The sequence below is a fragment of the Enterococcus sp. AZ095a genome, assembly GCF_050546735.1.
In the GTDB taxonomy this organism is placed as follows: domain Bacteria; phylum Bacillota; class Bacilli; order Lactobacillales; family Enterococcaceae; genus Enterococcus_D; species Enterococcus_D entomosocium.
The window spans coordinates 890,059-909,154 of the sequence record NZ_CP172953.1; the positions used below are offsets into that span (position 1 = coordinate 890,059).

20 protein-coding genes are annotated in these 19,096 nt (G+C 41.0%); 18 read left to right on the plus strand and 2 right to left on the minus strand.

What is annotated here, in order from left to right; genetic code table 11:
• The first annotated feature begins 383 nt into the window (after positions 1–383).
• Positions 384–737, plus strand: a complete 354-nt coding sequence (locus IGJ26_RS04005; RefSeq protein WP_087664402.1) for a nuclear transport factor 2 family protein — start codon at positions 384–386, stop codon at positions 735–737.
• Positions 738–1,188: 451 nt separating this feature from the next.
• Here IGJ26_RS04005 and IGJ26_RS04010 read toward each other — a convergent pair whose 3' ends face one another.
• Positions 1,189–2,589 (minus strand): metallophosphoesterase, encoded by a 1,401-nt coding sequence (locus IGJ26_RS04010; RefSeq protein WP_087664401.1) that lies wholly within the window; start codon positions 2,587–2,589, stop codon positions 1,189–1,191.
• 392 nt (positions 2,590–2,981) lie between these two features.
• On the opposite strand from IGJ26_RS04010, the gene IGJ26_RS04015 reads away from it, so the two are divergent.
• A complete protein-coding gene (locus tag IGJ26_RS04015) occupies positions 2,982–4,364 on the plus strand; it encodes a CHAP domain-containing protein (protein WP_223347066.1) in 1,383 nt (460 codons plus the stop codon).
• A gap of 163 nt (positions 4,365–4,527) precedes the next feature.
• On the opposite strand, the gene IGJ26_RS04020 is transcribed toward IGJ26_RS04015, so the two are convergent.
• On the minus strand, positions 4,528–6,666 hold the full coding sequence (locus IGJ26_RS04020) for a UvrD-helicase domain-containing protein (protein WP_194199594.1): 2,139 nt from the start codon (positions 6,664–6,666) through the stop codon (positions 4,528–4,530).
• A gap of 263 nt (positions 6,667–6,929) precedes the next feature.
• Here IGJ26_RS04020 and IGJ26_RS04025 point away from each other — a divergent pair, with 263 nt between their 5' ends.
• From IGJ26_RS04025 to IGJ26_RS04100, 16 genes are all read left to right on the plus strand, one after another.
• Positions 6,930–7,967, plus strand: a complete 1,038-nt coding sequence (locus IGJ26_RS04025) for an NADH:flavin oxidoreductase/NADH oxidase (protein ID WP_086332109.1) — start codon at positions 6,930–6,932, stop codon at positions 7,965–7,967.
• Between the two features lie 320 nt (positions 7,968–8,287).
• Positions 8,288–8,770 carry a PTS sugar transporter subunit IIA gene (locus IGJ26_RS04030; RefSeq protein ID WP_225869358.1) on the plus strand — a complete coding sequence of 161 codons (483 nt, stop codon included), beginning with the start codon at positions 8,288–8,290 and terminating at the stop codon, positions 8,768–8,770.
• Positions 8,767–10,170 carry a PTS fructose transporter subunit IIC gene (locus IGJ26_RS04035; RefSeq protein WP_008377289.1) on the plus strand — a complete coding sequence of 468 codons (1,404 nt, stop codon included), beginning with the start codon at positions 8,767–8,769 and terminating at the stop codon, positions 10,168–10,170. The genes IGJ26_RS04030 and IGJ26_RS04035 overlap by 4 nt, the downstream gene beginning before the upstream one ends.
• 53 nt (positions 10,171–10,223) lie before the next feature.
• Positions 10,224–11,090: a ketose-bisphosphate aldolase gene (locus IGJ26_RS04040; protein WP_016613798.1), complete on the plus strand. Its 867-nt coding sequence runs from the start codon at positions 10,224–10,226 to the stop codon at positions 11,088–11,090.
• A gap of 67 nt (positions 11,091–11,157) precedes the next feature.
• Positions 11,158–11,862, plus strand: coding sequence for a DeoR/GlpR family DNA-binding transcription regulator (locus IGJ26_RS04045; RefSeq protein WP_008377293.1), 705 nt, complete (start codon positions 11,158–11,160; stop codon positions 11,860–11,862).
• A gap of 155 nt (positions 11,863–12,017) precedes the next feature.
• Entirely contained in the window at positions 12,018–12,335 is a 318-nt protein-coding gene (locus IGJ26_RS04050) for a PadR family transcriptional regulator (protein ID WP_008377296.1), read from the plus strand.
• A gap of 6 nt (positions 12,336–12,341) precedes the next feature.
• A complete protein-coding gene (locus IGJ26_RS04055; protein WP_008377298.1) occupies positions 12,342–13,175 on the plus strand; it encodes a hypothetical protein in 834 nt (277 codons plus the stop codon).
• Positions 13,176–13,292: 117 nt separating this feature from the next.
• Positions 13,293–14,237 carry a tocopherol cyclase family protein gene (locus tag IGJ26_RS04060; RefSeq protein ID WP_008377300.1) on the plus strand — a complete coding sequence of 315 codons (945 nt, stop codon included), beginning with the start codon at positions 13,293–13,295 and terminating at the stop codon, positions 14,235–14,237.
• 78 nt (positions 14,238–14,315) lie between these two features.
• Positions 14,316–16,295 carry an alpha/beta hydrolase family protein gene (locus IGJ26_RS04065; protein ID WP_194199595.1) on the plus strand — a complete coding sequence of 660 codons (1,980 nt, stop codon included), beginning with the start codon at positions 14,316–14,318 and terminating at the stop codon, positions 16,293–16,295.
• Between the two features lie 297 nt (positions 16,296–16,592).
• On the plus strand, positions 16,593–16,745 hold the full coding sequence (gene rpmG / locus IGJ26_RS04070) for a 50S ribosomal protein L33 (protein WP_005225339.1): 153 nt from the start codon (positions 16,593–16,595) through the stop codon (positions 16,743–16,745).
• 16 nt (positions 16,746–16,761) lie between these two features.
• Positions 16,762–17,031, plus strand: a complete 270-nt coding sequence (rpsN, locus tag IGJ26_RS04075) for a 30S ribosomal protein S14 (protein ID WP_005225340.1) — start codon at positions 16,762–16,764, stop codon at positions 17,029–17,031.
• A gap of 15 nt (positions 17,032–17,046) precedes the next feature.
• Positions 17,047–17,181, plus strand: a complete 135-nt coding sequence (locus IGJ26_RS04080) for a putative metal homeostasis protein (protein WP_005237325.1) — start codon at positions 17,047–17,049, stop codon at positions 17,179–17,181.
• Between the two features lie 29 nt (positions 17,182–17,210).
• Positions 17,211–17,381, plus strand: coding sequence for a 50S ribosomal protein L32 (gene rpmF, locus IGJ26_RS04085; RefSeq protein WP_005225341.1), 171 nt, complete (start codon positions 17,211–17,213; stop codon positions 17,379–17,381).
• 37 nt (positions 17,382–17,418) lie between these two features.
• Complete coding sequence (locus IGJ26_RS04090) at positions 17,419–17,814, plus strand: hypothetical protein (protein ID WP_194199596.1); 396 nt, start codon at positions 17,419–17,421, stop codon at positions 17,812–17,814.
• Between the two features lie 25 nt (positions 17,815–17,839).
• Entirely contained in the window at positions 17,840–18,247 is a 408-nt protein-coding gene (locus IGJ26_RS04095) for a NusG domain II-containing protein (protein ID WP_034868672.1), read from the plus strand.
• Between the two features lie 456 nt (positions 18,248–18,703).
• Positions 18,704–18,871, plus strand: a complete 168-nt coding sequence (locus IGJ26_RS04100; protein WP_005237320.1) for a hypothetical protein — start codon at positions 18,704–18,706, stop codon at positions 18,869–18,871.
• Positions 18,872–19,096 lie beyond the last annotated feature (225 nt).

Genomic DNA, 19,096 nt, shown 5'->3' on the forward strand with positions numbered 1-19,096 from the left:
CGCGGTTTACTTACCTATGATTTCTCATTCGATGATAAGCGTATAAAAAGAAAGAGGGGCTGTATACCGTATTCAATAAATTAATAAAGTGGTTGAATAGGTTTAGTGGCGTTGCTACCATTAAAAGCAATGATTACTAGTGATTCAAATGGCATGACTCATGTGAATGGAATAAAGAAACAGGTAAAGCGAAACATGCTACGATTCAATATATGGTACCCCGTACTTATACAAGAGTAATCGATGTGAAAGATCGATATTTCTTATTCGTTTCATCGATATTGTCTTGAATGAATTGTAAAAGTAGAATATATTGGTACAAATTAGCTGCTTTTTTTATTGGAGATGGGAACAAAGATGATTACATTTCGAGGGGGATTTATATGAAGCCAAAAGAAATACTTTGCCAATGGGTTGATGCGTTTAATCAGGCAGATGTAGAAATTATTTCAGAATTATATGATGAGAATGCAATAAACCACCAGGTTGCTAATGAGCCAGTTGTTGGGAAACAAGCGATCAAGCAGATGTTTGAGCAAGATTTTTCTAACGCAAAAATGGTTTGTATCGTTGAGAACATTTTCGAAGATGGACAATGGGCAATTTTAGAGTGGCGTGACCCCTTAGGTTTGAGAGGTTGCGGTTTTTTTCAAATAGTAAATGATAAAATTTTATTTCAAAGAGGCTACTGGGATAAATTATCTTTCTTAAAACAGCACGACTTGCCTATTGAATAAAAGGAATTCCCTTATAGGAATGGTTAGCAGATATGCATGACAGGAAGGTTAATCGCTTCACGTAGAATTCTTAAAGGAGCAACACTGTTTGAAAACAATACCTTTTGTTTTAAGTAATGATTAAGAATAAGTTAGTTTACTTCCGTCGGCGCCTAGTTGCGTGGTATAGTTATTGATAAGCGACAAATATTTTTGTACCACACGTTACTTGTTTTGAAGAAATTTATTCAAACCTGGCGTAACTTCAGAGTTACAAGGATACAATAGAGGTTAGGGATTGTATCGTTTAAATGAGAAATAAATAATAGTAGTAATAGTATGCTGCACTTTCAAAGAATAAATATTGACTCGTCAGATAGCCTTCTCGTTTACCCAAACGAGAGGGCTATCGTTCATTAGAAAAGAAAAAGTGTCTTTTTCCTAAAAGAAAGGAAGAAGACACTTTTTGGCTTTATTCTGCTGTGAGGGGGATCGTCAGCTTGCGATCATCGGTTTGATCGTCGAGCATTGAGTCGACATATTGCTTCAAAAAGTAAGAATAGGTCGCTAACCACTGATACTCCTCGGAGTCTTTGATGGCAGCTATTTCCTCGACTGAGTAAGTATCATTGCCAGTAAAAAGGGCCGTGTTCAGCTTCGTGACAAACGTGCAAAGTTGTGTGATCTGGGCTTCTGACAGTTCAGACACGGCGGACAATTGGTCGCGGACCAGTTGGTCGGTGTCATTTTCAAAAATATTTTTCTGGTAGTTTTGATAGTCCAGTAACTGTTCATCAGTTTGCTTCGTTTCAGCCGCCCAAGCATCGAGATCAATCTGCCGAGCTTCGTAGTCGATATCTTTGTCAGAAAGAGAAAGGACGCCGTAGCCTAATTCTGCTGTTGAATAAGACCCAGTGACTGCTTCATAAAGCGAATCATTCCCTTCGTTAATGTCTTGAATGTGGATATGACCAGAGAAAACGGCTGGCACGTTGAAGCGTTCCAACAAAGCGACAGTCTCAGAGGCGTTGTTGAGAACATAACCGTCTTGTAACAATTTATTATGACTGAACAAGTTATGGTGTAAAAAGACCAGTGGTACTTGCTCTGCTTCTTTTGTCAGGGTTAATTGCTCCTCCAACCAGGTTAGAGTAGCTGGTTTCAACTCACCATTCGTTGTAGGCTCATCCCAATTAACCTCAGAATCGTAGATACATGAATCTAGTAAAAAGAGGCGATACTTGTCATTTAACTGAATGCTGTAGCTAAGGGAAGACTTGTCGATACTGTTGGCTTTTTCGTAACCTTCAGCAAAAATCGTTTGAAAATCCTCAGGACTGATTTGATCGGCATAGTATTCCTTTTCACCTTGAAATGCTCGCGCCCAACCATTGTAAATCTCGTGGTTGCCAGGTAATGCTAAAACCATAATGCCAGCTTCTTGCAATGGTTCAAGCAATCTTGCCAACTCTTGAGCACTTGCTTTCTCGCCATTGAGCGTCATATCACCGGTCAAAATAATTCCCGTTGGTTTCTCCTTTAAGGCTTGAGCGGTGAAGGCCTCGATTGATTGTTCTTGATACATCATCTCTTTGCCAGCAGCTCCTTGCGTGAAGGTCTGAAAGGCTTCGCCATTATCATGAAGCGTGGAGGAAAGAAAATGAATATCACTTAAGAGCCAAAACTCACTGTTGCTTGCCTGTTGCAAAGGTGTATCGGCTTCATGCACCTTACGAAATTGAAAGAATAACAGGAAACAGGTGACAAAAAGTGTAAGAAGTGCCAATGGCCAAAACCATTTTTTGTGTGTACGAATCGCGATTCCCTCCTCGCTTGTTTTATTTATTATAGGAAGGAAAAGGAATCTTGTCACATAAAGGGTCTTTTTTTGAAAGATTTCTTGTTTTCATAGTTTTTCTTGTTAAGATAATTCCGAAAAAACTATAAGTGCTCTTATTTAGGTGCTTTTATGTGATAAAAATAACTAAAATAGAAAGAACATCATTTTTTGAAAATGAAAAGAAAACGCGGTGTTTCATTCAGAAACATTGATTTAACGGTCTTTAATTGTTCTGTTATTTATCGCTGAGATAAAGGAAGTGTTAGATTGAAACATTTTTGTAACATTTCCTTTATCTGTGTGTCATATCATTATGGTAGAATTCATTTGTCGTTAAATCGAACATTAAACTTTCTTAGACAAAATTAAGTTTTTATAAAGGCAGTTCATCTGTCAAATCAACCAGCTAGTCGGAGGAAAAACGAGTGAAGAATAGTTTGTTATCAGCATTAATGGTGTGTTCACTAACATTAACCGCAGTTGCAGCACCTGCATTAGCATTTGCAGATTCCATTGATGATCAAATCGAGCAGCAAGACCAAAAAATCAATTCTCTTAAAGGTCAGCAAGCTGACGCCCAATCACAGATCGATTCTCTAGAAGCAGAAATTGAAACAGTGAGTGCAAAAGTTGCTTCATTAGAAGCAAAACAAGTTGAGTTAGGTCAAGAAGCTGAGAAATTGCAAGACAAAATCGCAACATTGAAATTGCGTATTGCCAAACGTGAAGAAGCAATTCAAAAGCAAGCCCGTGATGTACAAGTTAACGGTCAAAGCACCAATTTCATTGATGCTGTTTTAGAAGCAGATTCTTTAACGGATGTTATCGGTCGCGTACAAGCGATGACAACGATCGTCAATGCAAACAATGATTTAGTTGAACAACAAAAACAAGACAAACAAGATGTTGAAGACAAAGTCAAAGAAAACGAAAGCAAGATCCAAGAAGTTGCTGCAAACCAAGCAGAACTTAGCCAACAAAAAGATGCCATTGCAGCAAAACAAGCTGATTTAAATGTCTTGAAAGCAAACTTAGCAGCAGAACAAGCAACTGCTGAAAAAGACAAAGATGCATTGAACAAGAAAAAACAAGAAGCGGAAGCTGAAAAAGCCCGTATCTTGAAAGAACAACAAGAAGCTGCTGCTGCTCAAAAAGCAGAAGAAGAAAGACAAGCTGCTGCTTTGAAAGAAGCACAAGAAGAAGCTGCTGCCCAATCAACAGAGAGCACGACAGAAAATACAGTTGCTTCTACTGAAACAGCAACAAGTAGTTCTTCAAGCAACACAAGCTCAAGTTCAAGCAATACTAGCAGTTCTAACAGCTCAAGTTCATCGAACACAAGCTCTTCGAACAATGGTTCAAGCAATTCAAGTTCAAGTAACTCAGGTTCAAACTCTTCATCAAACAATGATTCTACCGGAAGTACTTCTACAGGCGGCGGAAAAGATCATTCAAGCTCAGGGAACATGTATGCTTGGGGTCAATGTACTTGGTACGTGAAAAACCGCGCTCCTTGGGTAGGTACTTACTGGGGTAACGGGGCCCAATGGGGTGCGTCAGCTGCAGCTGATGGGTACACTGTCAATGGTACACCAGCAGCCGGTGCTGTTGTAGTCTTTGCCGCTGGTCAATCAGTTGGTGGCGTTTGGACTGCTGATCCAACTTATGGTCACGTAGCCTATGTTGAATCATACAACCCATCAAACAATACGATCACGATCTCTCAAGGCGGAATGGGCTTTGACAGTCCTGGTGGACCAAACACTGCAACATTGAGCGCATCTGGATATACTTACATCCATCGCTAATCAAATCAAAAGCAAAGCATCAACGCAATCGCGTTGATGCTTTTTTATTTGATCGATCGCTTTCTAAATCGGTCAGACAAGAGAATTACCCAGAGAGACAAGACAGGGTTCTCTCAAATCTTATCAAGATTCTATAGAAAATAGGAGGTTTCTCGTTCTACTATCAAATAGTGAGAAACGGTGAAAAGGTCGTTTTTGAAGTTACCATCAGTTCTTCCATTGCACGAGAAATCGCCGTATAGAGAATCCGCTGATCTTGATCGGTATGATAATTTTCTGCTGAAACATCATATAAAAGAACCTGCTTAAATTCCAATCCTTTGGCAAGATGAATCGGTAAAACCGTTCCATGAAATGACACGGCCTGTTTATCGAAGAATTGTTTAAGCTCTTCACTGGATCGACTATCTTTTGTGATGATCGTTACTGGCTGCTTAAGTTCCTTTACTATGTCTACCAAGGCAACGTCAGTCAGATTGGCATAAAACTGTGGCAACTTTCCTGCTGGTCGAACGGCAGAGATTTTTAAATTGGTTTCTTTTGGTAGCATTTGAGCAAATAACCGTGTGATTACACCGCTAGACCGATAACTCGTAGTCAGCTGATACGTTTCGAGGGATTTCGCCTGTTGTTGAAATATCGTTTGGATTTCTGATACGGTGATGGCACTTGTAAAAATCGCCTGTTGCTGATCCCCCACGAGGGTGAAAGCGGTCATAGGAAAAAGACATAATAGAAACTGCAGTTGTGCTGGCGTATAATCTTGGACTTCGTCGATAAAGAGATAGCGCAAAGCAGGGACAGGTTGTTTTTCGGCCACCAAATGACGTATCAGCAATAGACAAACAGTATAATCCAAACTATCTGTTGTTTGCGTCAAAGTGATCTGTCCATGAGTAAAATAGTCGGCACTGTCTGCTAACAATTGTTTCGTATCAAACCACGTAAGGTCGTTGATTTGTTTCGTAACTTTTGCATATTTTTTCTTTAGGAGGCGAAGGGCTGCTTTCTGAATCGTTTTTTCTGAATCATCTTTTAAAACTGTCCCTAAAAGGGGTCGTTGTTCATCTTCAGTCAAAGAACGAACTTGGTCGTGAACATTCGCTGCTAAGGCATTTTTTTGCAATCGTTCCTCCCAAGCGTAAGCCAATTTCTTTTTGACAGCTTGGATGCGATCGCGCAAGGGTGCCTGTTTCGGTGTTTCTTGGAAGAAAGTGTCGATCGTTTCTTCAGAAAAAAGGACGACGTTTTTTCTTTTGATTGGTTTAAACTGAAGCACAAGTTCTTCTGGCAGCTGTTTGCTCAAGGATTGAAGAAAGCGGCTGAAGTCAGCACTGCGTAAAAGTTCGATTGCTTCACTGGGTGCTTGCTGGATGCGGTCAAAATAAGCCTCTTCCGATTCTAAGTCAACGCTAGGAAATGCTTGGCAAAACTGCCGCATGGTCAACGTCAATGGATTTTTTTCACCGAGGGAAGGCAGCACTTGCGAAATATAATCAATAAACCGCGAATTCGGGGAGAGGATCAAGACATTCTCTGCGGTCATCTCTTCACGAAAATGGTACAGCAAAAAGGCGATCCGCTGCATGACAGCAGAAGTTTTTCCGCTTCCAGCAACACCGTTGACCAGTAGGTTTTTATGCGCTAAGTCACGGATGATGACGTTTTGTTCGTGTTGGATCGAAGCAGTGATATCCTGCATTTTTTGGCTATTATTGGCTTCAAGGGCTGCCAGTAACACGTCATCTTGAATCGCCACTGAGGTATCAAAGGCTTGCTTCAATTGATCTTTTTCGATAATAAATTGACGGCGTTGTTCAAGAACGGCAGAAATCGTCTGATTGTTCACTTGATAAGAGACCGGACCCAAGCGTTTGGCATAGAACAATTCGGCAATTGGGGAGCGCCAATCATAGATCAGCCCTTCCTTATTTTCATTAACAAAACCATTGATCCCAATGTAAAAATCTTCTATCGTTTCCTCATCTTCAAATTGTAGGGAGATTTTACCAAAGTAGGGACTATCCAGAAGACGGTCGATGGCAGCTAATTCACGTTCAGCAGATTGAAGAGCGGCGTTCATTTGGTCGATCTCACGATTCTTACTTTCGATGGCAGCAAAAGTATCTAAACGGTCAGCAAAATTATCAAAGTTTAAGCGAATCTCTTCGCCGATGCTTTGCATCGCAAGGCGATCTTTTTTTCTGCCTTCAGTCAAGAAACTGTTCAGCACTGTCTTTCGTGTTAGCAATTGCTGGTACGTGTCTGCGAGATGCTTCTTTTCAGCCTTTAGGTTGTTCATTCAGACTCACATCCATTCTCCAAAGTAACTCAATTATACGGGCATCCACCAAAAATACTAGTCTATTTTTTTGACTCTGGATGCGGTATAATAATAGTGGGAAGAGGCAGCTGATTGTTCCAATGTCATGGGAGCAAGCAGAATGCGTCTATTTTTTTGTTTTAAAAATGAGAAAAAGGGTCATTGCTTGTGTTTTTGAAGGGGCTGTTTATACTGAATATAGAGAAAAATACAAAGCGAAAAATCGTTGAGGGAGTGTCAACATGTCCAAACTATTGTCACCAGTGAAGCTAGCGAATTTAACATTGGCCAACCGCGTCGTTATGTCGCCGATGTGTATGTATGAAGTAAAAAAAGAAGACGGTGTTGCGGAGCCCTTTCATTTTGTTCACTATGGGGCACGAGCATTAAGCAAAGCCGGATTGATCATTATCGAAGCAACTGCCGTTGAACCAGACGGACGAATCACAAACAATGATCTAGGGTTATGGAATGAAGAACAGCAAACAGAACTGACGAAATTGGTGGAACTGCTGCATGGTTTCAATGCGCAAGTAGGCATCCAACTAAGCCATGCAGGACGAAAAGCAGTTGATGCCACCAATCCTTTGGCACCAAGTGCCGTTGCCTTTAACGAACGCTACCCGTTACCGTCAGAAATGACCCTGGCGGAGATCAAACGGGTGCAAGACAGTTTTGTTCAGGCTGCCCAACGAGCAGCTAATGCGGGTGTCGCGATGATCGAACTTCATGGGGCTCATGGCTACTTGATGGATCAATTTCTTTCGCCATTCGTCAATCAACGCACCGACCAGTATGGTGGTTCCTTAGAGAATCGGTATCGCTTTGTAAAAGAAACGGTACAAGCAGTTCGGGCGGTCTTTTCTGGGGCATTGTGGATGCGCTTGTCACTGACAGACTATGAAGAACCAGGACGCCAAAATTCGTTGGAAGATTGGCAGCAAGTAGCCCAATGGCTTCAAGCAGATGGCATTGATTGTCTTGATTGCTCAACCGGTGGTGTGGTGGATAAAAAGCCTAATATTCCGATCTATGATGGCTACCAAGTGCCCTTTGCTGCAGCCATCAAGCAAGTGGTCGATATTCCCGTAGCAGCAGTCGGTTTATTGGATAATCCTGATCTTTGCGAATATCTTTTGCAAACCAATCAAGTGGATTTGGTTTTACAAGGCCGCGCGTTGATCAGAAATGTCAACTGGTTGGCAGATGCAGCGGCTAAACTTCACGATAAGTCCTTTCAAGCGTACAATGATTCCTATCAACGTGGGGTGAAACGTTGATATATGTTTTATTACATGAGAGTTGATTCGAAAGAATGACTTGTAAGTGTAGAGATCGGGAATGGAAGAAAAGTAGAGATTTACTTACGGTTCTTCTTTTAAAAATTTTTTTAGTATAGTTTAGGAATTAATCGAAATAAGAGAACAATGGACGATGATTTGTCGTTCTTTGTTCTTTTTTTTGACTTTTATAGATCATTTTTATGAACGTATTCCACTTTTTTTCGTCTATTTGCATTAAATAGCTCATAGCATTGAACTGTTTAGTTCACGATGGTATAGTTTAGGCAAGTTTTCGAAAACGATTACAAAAAATGGAGGTGTTGAAATTGGATATCGGTCAACTGATTGATGAACGATTCATTTTATTTGATGAGCAAATTCGGACAAAAGAAGAATTGTTTACTCAAGCATCTGTTTTATTCGAGTCCTCAGGAGTTATCAGTAATATAAAGAAGTACAAAAAAGATTTATTTCGTCGCGAGAAACAAACCTCTACTGGGATTGAAGATCATTTTGGTATTCCTCATGCAAAAAGTAAGGCAGTACTAAGGCCCGCAATCGCCTTCGTAAAGTCGAGTCCAATTACTGATTATCAAGCAATTGACGGAACGGCTGTCACCTATTCTTTTGTCATCGCAGTACCTGAAAAGAGTACTGACGATCATTTAATCATCTTAAGCAATCTCGCACGATTGTTGATGCACGAAGGATTTCGAAATGCAGTAAAGAAGGCAAAAGACGCCTCAGATATTATTAATAATATTCAATCAAATCAATCAGAAAAGAGGGAACCTGTATGAAAATTGTCGGTATTTCTGCTTGTCCGACTGGAATTGCGCATACGTATATGGCTGCTGAAAAACTGGAAAAAACGGCAAAATCATTGGGATATACAATCAAAATCGAGACACAAGGAGTAAAAGTCGAAAACATTTTGAGTACAGAAGAAATTCAACAGGCAGAGGTTGTCATTTTAGCGGTTGACAAAGAAGTACAGACCGACCGATTTGCTGGAAAAAAAGTTAAAAGAGTGTCAACCGCAAGAGCAATCAGAGAACCAGAAAAAGTGATCCAAGAGGCAATTGATGGGTTAGAAGTGACCACGATTGCCCAAGGCGAGCATGTTTCAAACGAATCCGGAAAGAAAGCTGGCATTTATAATCATTTCATGAATGGCGTTAATTACATGTTGCCTTTGGTTATTGCTGGTGGAATTTTAATTGCGTTTAGTTTTGCTTTTGGGATCAATGCAGCTGATCCTAGCGATCCATCATACAATCAAATTGCCGAAGTTTTAAGCACAATTGGTGGGAATACGGCTTTTGCATTGATGGTTCCTGCACTTGCAGCAGGAATTGCCACTTCCGTTGCCGGTAGACCGGGCTTTGCCGCTGGTTTGGTTGCGGGAACGATGGCGGCAAGTGGAGGATCTGGTTTTTTAGGTGGGATGGTTGGTGGTTTACTCGCTGGGTATGCTACGGATTATTTAGCGAATAAAGTAACAGTAGCAAAATCATTTGCGGCACTATATCAGTTGATTATTGTTCCTTTGATCTCAGTTGCTGTGACTGGCTTTGCCATGTTTTATTTCATTGATAAACCAATCTCTTATGTATTGGATGCTTTGACGAATTGGCTTAATGGACTTGGTTCTACGAGTGGTGTGGTATTCGGCTTACTGATAGGCATTATGATGGCAGCTGATATGGGCGGTCCCATCAATAAATCGATTTCAACCTTTAGTATTGGTTTGATGTCGGCAGGAGTTAATGCACCAATTGCGGCTTGTATGGCTGCCGGGATGACACCTCCTCTAGGCATTGCCTTGGCTTCTATCTTGTTTAAGCAAAAATTTACTCAAGAAGAACGAACTTCTGCTCAGTCTTGCTGGGTTTTGGGATTATCTTATATTACTGAAGGTGCGATTCCATTTGCTGTCGCTGACCCATTACGAGTAATACCTAGTTTGATGGCAGGTTCAGCAACCGCTGCTGCAATATCAATGGGTGTCGGCGTAACTTCATTAGCTCCACATGGTGGTATCTGGATCTTACCGATTCCCAATGTATTGAACAATCCGTTGATGTATGTCGTGGCAATCGTTTCTGGAACGGTGGTTACAGCATTGATGTTAGGGTTTTTGAAAAAATCTAGAACTGAAATGGAACGCCAACCAACCGATGAAGGAAAACTGATTTAGAAACTATTTATAAGTTGAAGCGAAACGAATCAAAAGAAAAGAGGAATGTCACAATGTTAATGACAATGAAAGAATTACTTGCTGTAGCAAAAGAACATAAATTTGCTGTTCCAGCATTTAATATTTGCAGTTTTGATATGTTAAAAGCAATCATGGAAGAAGTTGAGGCACAGGATGCACCAGTCATTTTAGAAATTCATCCTGATGAGATCGAATACTTAGGAGATTGTTTCATAGCGACAGTGCGGGAGTACGCATTAAAAAGTAAGGTACCAGTCGTTATTCATTTGGATCACGGGGGATCAATCTACGATGTCATGCGGGCGATCCGTAATGGCTATACCTCGGTGATGATCGATGCATCATTAGCCGATTACGAAGAAAATAAAAAAATCACGAAAGAAGTTGTTGAACTGGCACATATGGTTGGTGTCAGCGTTGAAGCAGAAATTGGTACGATTGGGAACAACGGTTCCGCAGAAGGGGGAGCTGCAGAAATTATTTACACAGATGTCGACCAAGCCGAAGACTTTGTACGTGCTACCGGCATTGACACCCTTGCCATTGCAATTGGAACGGCTCATGGGTTGTATCCAAAAAATATCACCCCTAAGTTGAACATCGATTTGTTGAAAAAGTTGAACGATCGTATTGCTTTACCATTTGTATTGCATGGTGGGTCAGGAAACCCAGATCATGAAGTGCGAGAGTCTGTAAAATATGGCGTATGTAAAGTAAATCTTAGTTCTGATTTGAAATCCGTATTTTTTGATTCAGTCAGAAAAGTATTGACGGAAAACCCTGCTATGTATGAACCAAATCAAGTATATGTACAACCAATAAAAGATGTGAAAGCTGTTGTACGCCATAAGTTGACCCTGCTGAATACGGTTGACAAAGCACGTTTTTATCAGAGATAATAAATGAAATGATTGATTGGTACAGGATTAAATTGGTGGGAATCTCTTTTTTAAAGGAGTTTAATGTATGGGGAAAGCAAAAGATGAGCGTAAGCAGAAAATCATGATGTATTTAAATGAAACGAAATTTGCTTCTCTGGGGGAATTAGTTGAATTCTTACATTATAGTGATGCTACGGTCAAACGCGATCTGATTGAACTGGAAAACGAAGAACAAATCAGACGTACCCGAGGTGGTGCTGTGCTGATCGATTCAGAGAAGGTCGATGCGGCTTATCTGACAAAAGTGGGGAATTATGTCAATGATGAAGAAAAACGCAGAATTGCAGAACGTGCAGTGACGTATATTGAGGACGATATGACCATTTTCGTGGACAGTTCGAGCACAGCTTTGCACCTGATCCCTTACCTGAAAAAAATTCATGGGTTACGAGTGGTAACCAATAGTGTGCTAACTGCCGCACTACTATCGGAACATACTGCTGCTGAGGTGACCATCGTTGGCGGGACGGTAACGAACAAAAAGTTTACCGTTAATTCAGTTACAGCAGTCAACCAGCTCAGAACCTATCATTTTGATCTTGCACTTCTCTCATGTAGAGGATACGATGAAGAAAAAGGAGCCACTGAGAATACTGAAGGGGAAGCAGTATTTAAACAGGTATTGAAAGACTGCACCGAAAAAATTATTCTAATGGTTTTAGAATCAAAGCGGAATAAAGTATATTTTTACAAGAGCCTCTTACCCGAGGATATCGATATTGTCATCTAGAAAAAAGCATCGGGTTTGTCAAAAACGGTCTTATTTAAAAGGCCGTTTTTATTTCCACTGCTAGTATGCTTTACAAACTAGTGGCAAACACGTATACTAGGTACAACACTAGTTTGTATAACAAACTAGATAAAGGGAACCAAAGGAGGGAAATCGTGAAAGAGACGCAATTGCTAAAAGGGGTTTTGGAAGGGTGTGTTTTGCAAGTGATTGCTCAAAAAGAGATTTATGGTTATGAACTGGTACAGGAACTGAAGCAAAGAGGCTTTGAAACGATCGTTGGCGGCACGATCTATCCTTTGCTGCAGAAGTTGGAAAAACAAGAACTTATTACCTCTGAGATGAAAAAGTCACCTGAAGGACCTGATCGCAAGTATTTCTCGATCACCCCGAAAGGCATAGACTATTTGGCACAATTTAGAGAACAATGGACGAACCTAATGAAGAAAGTCGAAGGATTATTTAAGGAGTGAGGAAACATGGCAAATAAACAAGAGACGACCTATTGGCGAAAGCAAACCAATCTGATCGAGCAACAATTCAATGAGAAAAATCGCCAATTTTTTGATGATTTTCGAGGCTACCTCTTACTTTCCAGCCTTTTTTACGATGAGCATAAAGTCACAGAGCAGGTATACGCGATTGCAATGGATTTATTAGAAGCACAAACTCATGGGGAAGAGGCGCAACACTATTTTGGCAATGATCCGAAAGGGGTGGCAGATGAACTATTGGCAAACACGCCAAAGAGTAATCTCAAAGAGCGCCTCAAATTGGCGTATCTAGCGGTTGGCATCAGTTGGGGAATCAAATTTATAGCTGATTTTACAAATCAAGGACCACTGGTTCTTAACCTTCTGGATTATCTTTTGACAGGATTGGTAACTGTGTTAGCGATCATCGGGATTTTTGCGATCATCAGCAAAACCATCTATCAAAAGAAGGGCACAAGCAAAGTGATTCGTTTCGGCTCCCTGTGGCTCGTTGTGAGTGGCTGGATTGGTCTTTCACTGCTGATCAATCTGCTGACCCCAAACTGGTGGCTCCTGACGATCGCATTTCCATTTGATGTAGTATTGGTTGGCAGTTTGCTGGTAGCGGCGATCGTTTTTGTTGTATCACTCAAAGAAAAAGCTTTTTATCCGATCGTTTTTCTACTGGGGGTATTTGTGTTGCTTGGTTGCCTGCAAAAAGCCATGGCATTTTATCACATTGGGGATCCATCGTGGATGACCGGCGGACTTTTGACACTGTTAGTTGTAGGGTTTCTTATTTTTCTCTGGTGGACCCGTCGAGTGATGAAAGAGCAATAAACAAAGCCAGAAACAAGTGTCTTACTTGTTTCTGGCTTTTTTTACATAGAAAAAGCATTATCCTGAGGAATCTTTCTGCTTCATGCTACACTAAAAAAGAAACGGAGGGAAATCAAGATGTTGACAACAGATCAGTTCTTTCACGGCCACGACAAGCAGACCGCTTTTTTTGAAGGCTGGTACCATAAACACCAAATCGGTGAAGAAGTCTATGCTTTTATTCCTGGTTTTTCGATTCAAAAAGACGGGACCAAAGAAGTATTCATTCAAGTGATCAATCATGAGGGTGCGCATTACTTTTCCTTTCCAGAAACTGACTTTCAAGTGTCTGAAGAGGAGCGTAAAGTAACGATTGGTGACAATATCTTTAGTGAAGCAGGCATCCAAGTCTCTTTAAAAAATAACGAACTTCAAGTACAAGGGTCAGTAAAGTATAACGACCACAAACCGATTCAGCGGACACGTTATGCGCCGAGTATCATGGGTCCTTTTTCGTATCTGTCATTTATGGAGTGTTATCACGGGGTCTTGAGCATGAGTCATACCTTAGAAGGTACGCTGCAGTGGAACGACGAAGCAATCGATTTTACGAACGGGATCGGTTATTTGGAAAAAGATTGGGGAACCTCCTTTCCAGCAGCTTATATTTGGGTTCAATGCAACAGCTTTGATGCGCCAGATGTTCGGTTCTTTTTCTCCGCAGCCGACATTCCCTTTGCTGGTTTTGCTTTTTTGGGAACGATTTGTGTTCTGCAAGTCGGGAGCCAAGAATATCGTTTTGCTACTTATCATGGTGCAAAGATTCATGATGTCAAACGCACGGAAGACCGTTTAGTGATCCATCTCAAACAAAAACAATGGTCCTTAACGATCGAAGTTTTGACGAAAGAAGGGCATTCTTTGAGGGCACCTTCTATTGGGCAAATGAATCGGATCATTCGCGAAAGTGCCAGTACGGAAATTGCCTTGACCCTTTTAGAAAATGGGCAGGAGATCTTAAGGCAGACAGGGATGTCGGCTGGTTTTGAAGAAGTTGCGAATTTGCGAGGATTTCACTATTAAAAAAAGCAGAAAAATTCGTTTCTTTTGATATACTAGTAGATAGTTACTACGAAAACACGTATATTTGGAGGGAAATGGATGAAAAAAATAACGAATGAGACACTGTTTGAACTGAAAACGATTGCGCAGCCTGCAGTGGGGCAAAATCAGGTTTTTTACTTGGAAACGGTAGTCAACCCAGAGACCAACACGTATGATTCAGCGATTTATAGTATTGACGCAAAGACCAATGAACGGCGTGAGTGGGGCACCGAAGCGACGACCCACAACAGTCTAAAGGTCTCGCCAGATGAGCAATGGCTCAGTTTTGTGACGACCGATCCAAAGAAAGGTGAAAGTACGTTATGGACGATGCCGATATCCGGCGGCAAGCCCCAAGCACTTGTCACTGAAAAAGGTCTGGGCGACTATTTTTGGGAGCAAGACGCAACGGCTATCTATTACCAGCTGGCACAAGAGGAGACAGTTTCAGAGGATCAAGACGACAAAGAAAAGACGGACAAGCAGAAGGAATTTCCACAAGTAAAAGCTACTACGAAAGTCAATTATTTGGCGGATGGCGTCGGCTTTTTAAAAGAAAAAAAACATTCGATCATCAAAAAAACGATCGCGACACAAGAAACGGAACTGATTTTTGAGCATAAGTATCCCTTTGTGTTCTCTGGCTTAGCGGATGATCAAGAGACTTTGTTTCTCACTTTTGACAAAGAGGAAGAAGACGAGTGGGACTATGGATCGAAGGTTTGTCTCCTAAATAGCCAGACGAAAAAGACAGAAAGTTTAGAAAACATTCTGCCAGAAGGAACGTATACTTTTGCTGCAGCGCGCAATGATCAGCTATTACTATTAGGCAATGATCTTTCCTATGGTTTTGTGACCTTGGATGATTTGTTTTTGGTCGACTTAAAAACAAAAGCGGTCAAAAATCTTTCCCAAGATCTTGACATCGCTTTTGGCAATGCGATCATCAGTGATTTTCAACAAAAAAATCGCGGCGTAGCGATCACCTGGTTGACGGATGACACATTCCTTGTACCCGTAACAGAACATGGCAAGCTACAATTGTACCGTGCCACGACCCAAGGAGAATGGACCAAACTACTTGATGAAAAAATGGATATCCTCGATGCGGCGATCTATTCAGAAGCCAAACTTGCTGTTGCTTATGCGACGCCAACGATCCCTAGTCGCTTAGCGTTGATTGACTTAACAAGTGGCGAAGTAACCGATCTCTATGATCCTAACCAAGCAGTTATGTCACAATTAACGATCAGTAAACCTGAAGCGTTTTGGTACGAAGGAGCAGATGGCTGGCAAATTCAAGGCTGGTATTTGCCTCCGACCGAAACAAAGGAGAATCATCCAGCGATTTTGTACATTCATGGCGGTCCGCAGGTCTGTTATGGGGAAACATTTTTCCATGAGATGCAAGTCCATGCCGCTAATGGCAATGGGGTCATCTTGTTGAACCCTCGTGGCGGGCAAGGATACGGTCAAACATTTGTCAAATCGATTTTAGGTGATTATGGCAATAAAGATTATCAAGACTTGCTGTTAGGGGTGGATGCCGTGGTGGCAAACCATCCAGAAATCGATACGAACACCATCCATGTGGCTGGCGGCAGTTATGGTGGCTTTATGACCAACTGGATCGTTGGCCATACCGATCGTTTTTGTGCGGCCGTTACGCAACGCTCGATCTCAAATTGGATCAGCTTTTATGGGACGAGTGACATTGGACCTGCCTTTGTCAAATTCCAATTGTTGCGGGAACTTGATGAGACCGAAGGACTTTGGAAGATGTCACCTTTGGCCTATGCCAGCCAAGTCAAGACACCTACGCTAGTCCTCCATGGAGAAAATGATTTGCGATGTCCGCAAGAACAAGGACAGCAGTTTTACATGGCATTGCAACGTCAAGGCGTCGATACGAAGCTGATGCTGTTTCCTCAATCCTCTCATGGTTTGTCGCGCAATGGCTTGCCGAACCTGCGGATAGAACGCTTGCAGGCGATCAGTGAATGGCTTGCATCACATGAGAACCAATCAGTAAATTAACCGAATGAAATCACCTGACAAAGAATCACGACTTGGGCTGCTTGAAAAGCCCAACCAGTGATTTCTTAAAAATCAGGTGATTTTTTTGCGGGATCAAAAGCTATAGGTTTCTGTTATCTTGCCGCCAATGACAGCGACGGTTGAAAACAAATTCATATGACGTTTTCTTCACGTGTTAAATAACAAAAAGAAGAAATAGTTTTGCTTGCTTCCTGTGTTTTAGTGTGATATGATACAAAACGTAATCGTTACACTTTAAGTTTTTTGGTGTGACACAAGAGAAAGGAGCTGGTTATTATGAGAAACAATATTATTTTGGCATGTGTGGAGACAGGGGAAAGACTTTATTTGACCAATAAGAACCAGCGCAATACGCCGGAACGTTTAGAATTAAAAAAATACTCACCAAAGTTGCGGCGCAGAGCGATTTTTCGTGAAATCAAGAAATAGGAAGGACAATAACTGAATGGCAAAAAAATCAAAAATTGCAAAATACAACAAACAAGTACAACTCATCGAACAATACCGAGCAGTACGTCAAGAACTAAAAGCACAAGGAGATACCCAAGCATTGGCCAAACTACCGAAGGATTCGAATCCGACTCGTTTGAAGAAACGGGATATGATCGATGGTCGTCCGCGCGGCTACATGAATAAATTCGGCATGTCACGGATCAATTTCCGTAAGCATGCACATCTCGGAGAAATTCCCGGCGTTACAAAAGCAAGCTGGTAACAGAAAGGAGTCAATATGGAAAAAACGGACTTGTCTAGTGCGTATCGACGTTTAAAGAGCCCGAACATCAAAACAAGGAAACGCGCATTAAAGATCATTCATGAATTTAAGCGAAATAAACGGAAAAATGCATTGCAGCTGCGTGCATAATGAGAAAGTGAAAGAAAGTTGGAAATGACATGGCAGTACCTGCAAGAAAAACATCAAAAGCAAAAAAGAATAAGCGCCGGACCCACTATGGCGTCAAAGCACCAGCGATTTCGTTTGATGGGACAACAGGAACCTTCAAGCGCAGCCACCATGTATCTTTAGCAGAATATAAAGCGCAGCACCCAATCGAAAAGAATTAACGCCGTCTTATGACGCCGTCCAGAAAGCAGGGGGAAAATGGAGATCATCTATCCGTCACTGATTGAAGAAGCCTATCGTCACAGTAAAAAATTTCATCCAGAGATCACCAAAGAGGCAATCTATCGCCATTTTTACGAAGCAGGCTTGATCAAAGAAAACGGCGATCCGACGGAAAAAGCCTTGTCAGAAGGGGTCGTTAAAGATTATACTGAGGACTGGGATCTTACCTTTGAAGAATTTTTGATGATCTACCCGGTGTTTCGTTCCTTTGACTCAAAGCATTTCAAGAAGATCGAGCATTTTTGGGAAATGGATTTGACTTTGCAAGAACAAATCCTTGCCCAATGGGAGCAAGAAACCTTCACAGAGGAAGAGATCATCGATCTAACTGCTTTTTTTGAAGAGCGATTACCTTCTAAAAAGGAACAGTAAATGAACCGTGAAAGGCGTACATGTGATGAAAAAGACGATCCAGCCATTTTTAAAACTTCTAAAGCCCTATGATTATCTGCTGTTTATTCTGTTAGTTGTCGGCTCTTTTTTACCGCTTTTTCTATTTGAAGCACAAGCTCAAAGTGATACCGGCGATCGGTATGCAATCGTGCGAATAAATGGAGAAGAGGTTGACCGTTTTAACTTAGAAGAAATCGATGCGATGGAAAAAACCTACTATCCAGCAGAAGGTCAGTACAATATCGTCGAGATCAAAGATGGCGCGATCCGAGTTCGTGAAGACAATAGTCCCGACCAGATTGCTGTCAAAACCAGCTGGATCTATCGCAATGGGCAGACGAGCATTTGCCTGCCTCATAAGCTGGTGATCGAGATCAAGCAAGCTGGTGCCTCTGACTATTTAATTTATTAATCAAACTTCGTGGTAGTTGGAAACTATACTATTTTGTGTTGGTGGGAAATCGTTGGATTTTCTACTGACACTTTTTTATTGAAACTAGAAAATAAGTGTGTCTGTCTAGAGACAATCTGTCGATCAAACTCAGTCTCATTTGATAAGAAACGAGGAGCACATGAAAAAGATAAGTTTCTGCAAACATCCCTGAAATCAAAGGGATGTCAATAATGCTACATTGCCAGAAATAGGGAACTGTGAAGGGGAAAAGGAAAGATCGTGCCGTTTGTTCAACAAATTTTCTTCTAAACCTAGAAAAACAGTTCAGCATTACGAAGCATTGGTTGCGTCTAAATCGCTTGTCCAATAAAGAGGAACGAAAACCCTAAAAATCCTTTTTATGAAGGGCTATAAGTTGAAGATTTTTTTTATTTGCGATAGGCTATTAGTAAAGCATTCGGGAGATGAAAACACATGAAATTTAAATTGAATCTAAAAGAAAAAGTAACGGAAGTTGCAGAGCATGTCTATGATGTGGTGAAAAAGGAAGATTATGCGATTCGTGTGGCTCCAAAAGGAATCAAAGTAACGAAACAGCGCAAGACGAAAGACACGATCAAATGGCGTTCAAAGAATCATTAATATTGTTTTCAACAATAACAAATTTTTAATGAGTAGAAGAAAATGAGAAAAAAGCATGATGCAAGCATCAATGCTTTTTTTTGTTGACTGAAATAGAAAACCAGCAAGCAGCAGGAGTTAAATGGTTTGATTAATTAATCGTTCAGGTCGTCTATAGAATGTTATGTTATATTATTATTAATCGGTTTTTTTCGATTTCATTAAAATCGTCTTAAAAAAGTATTT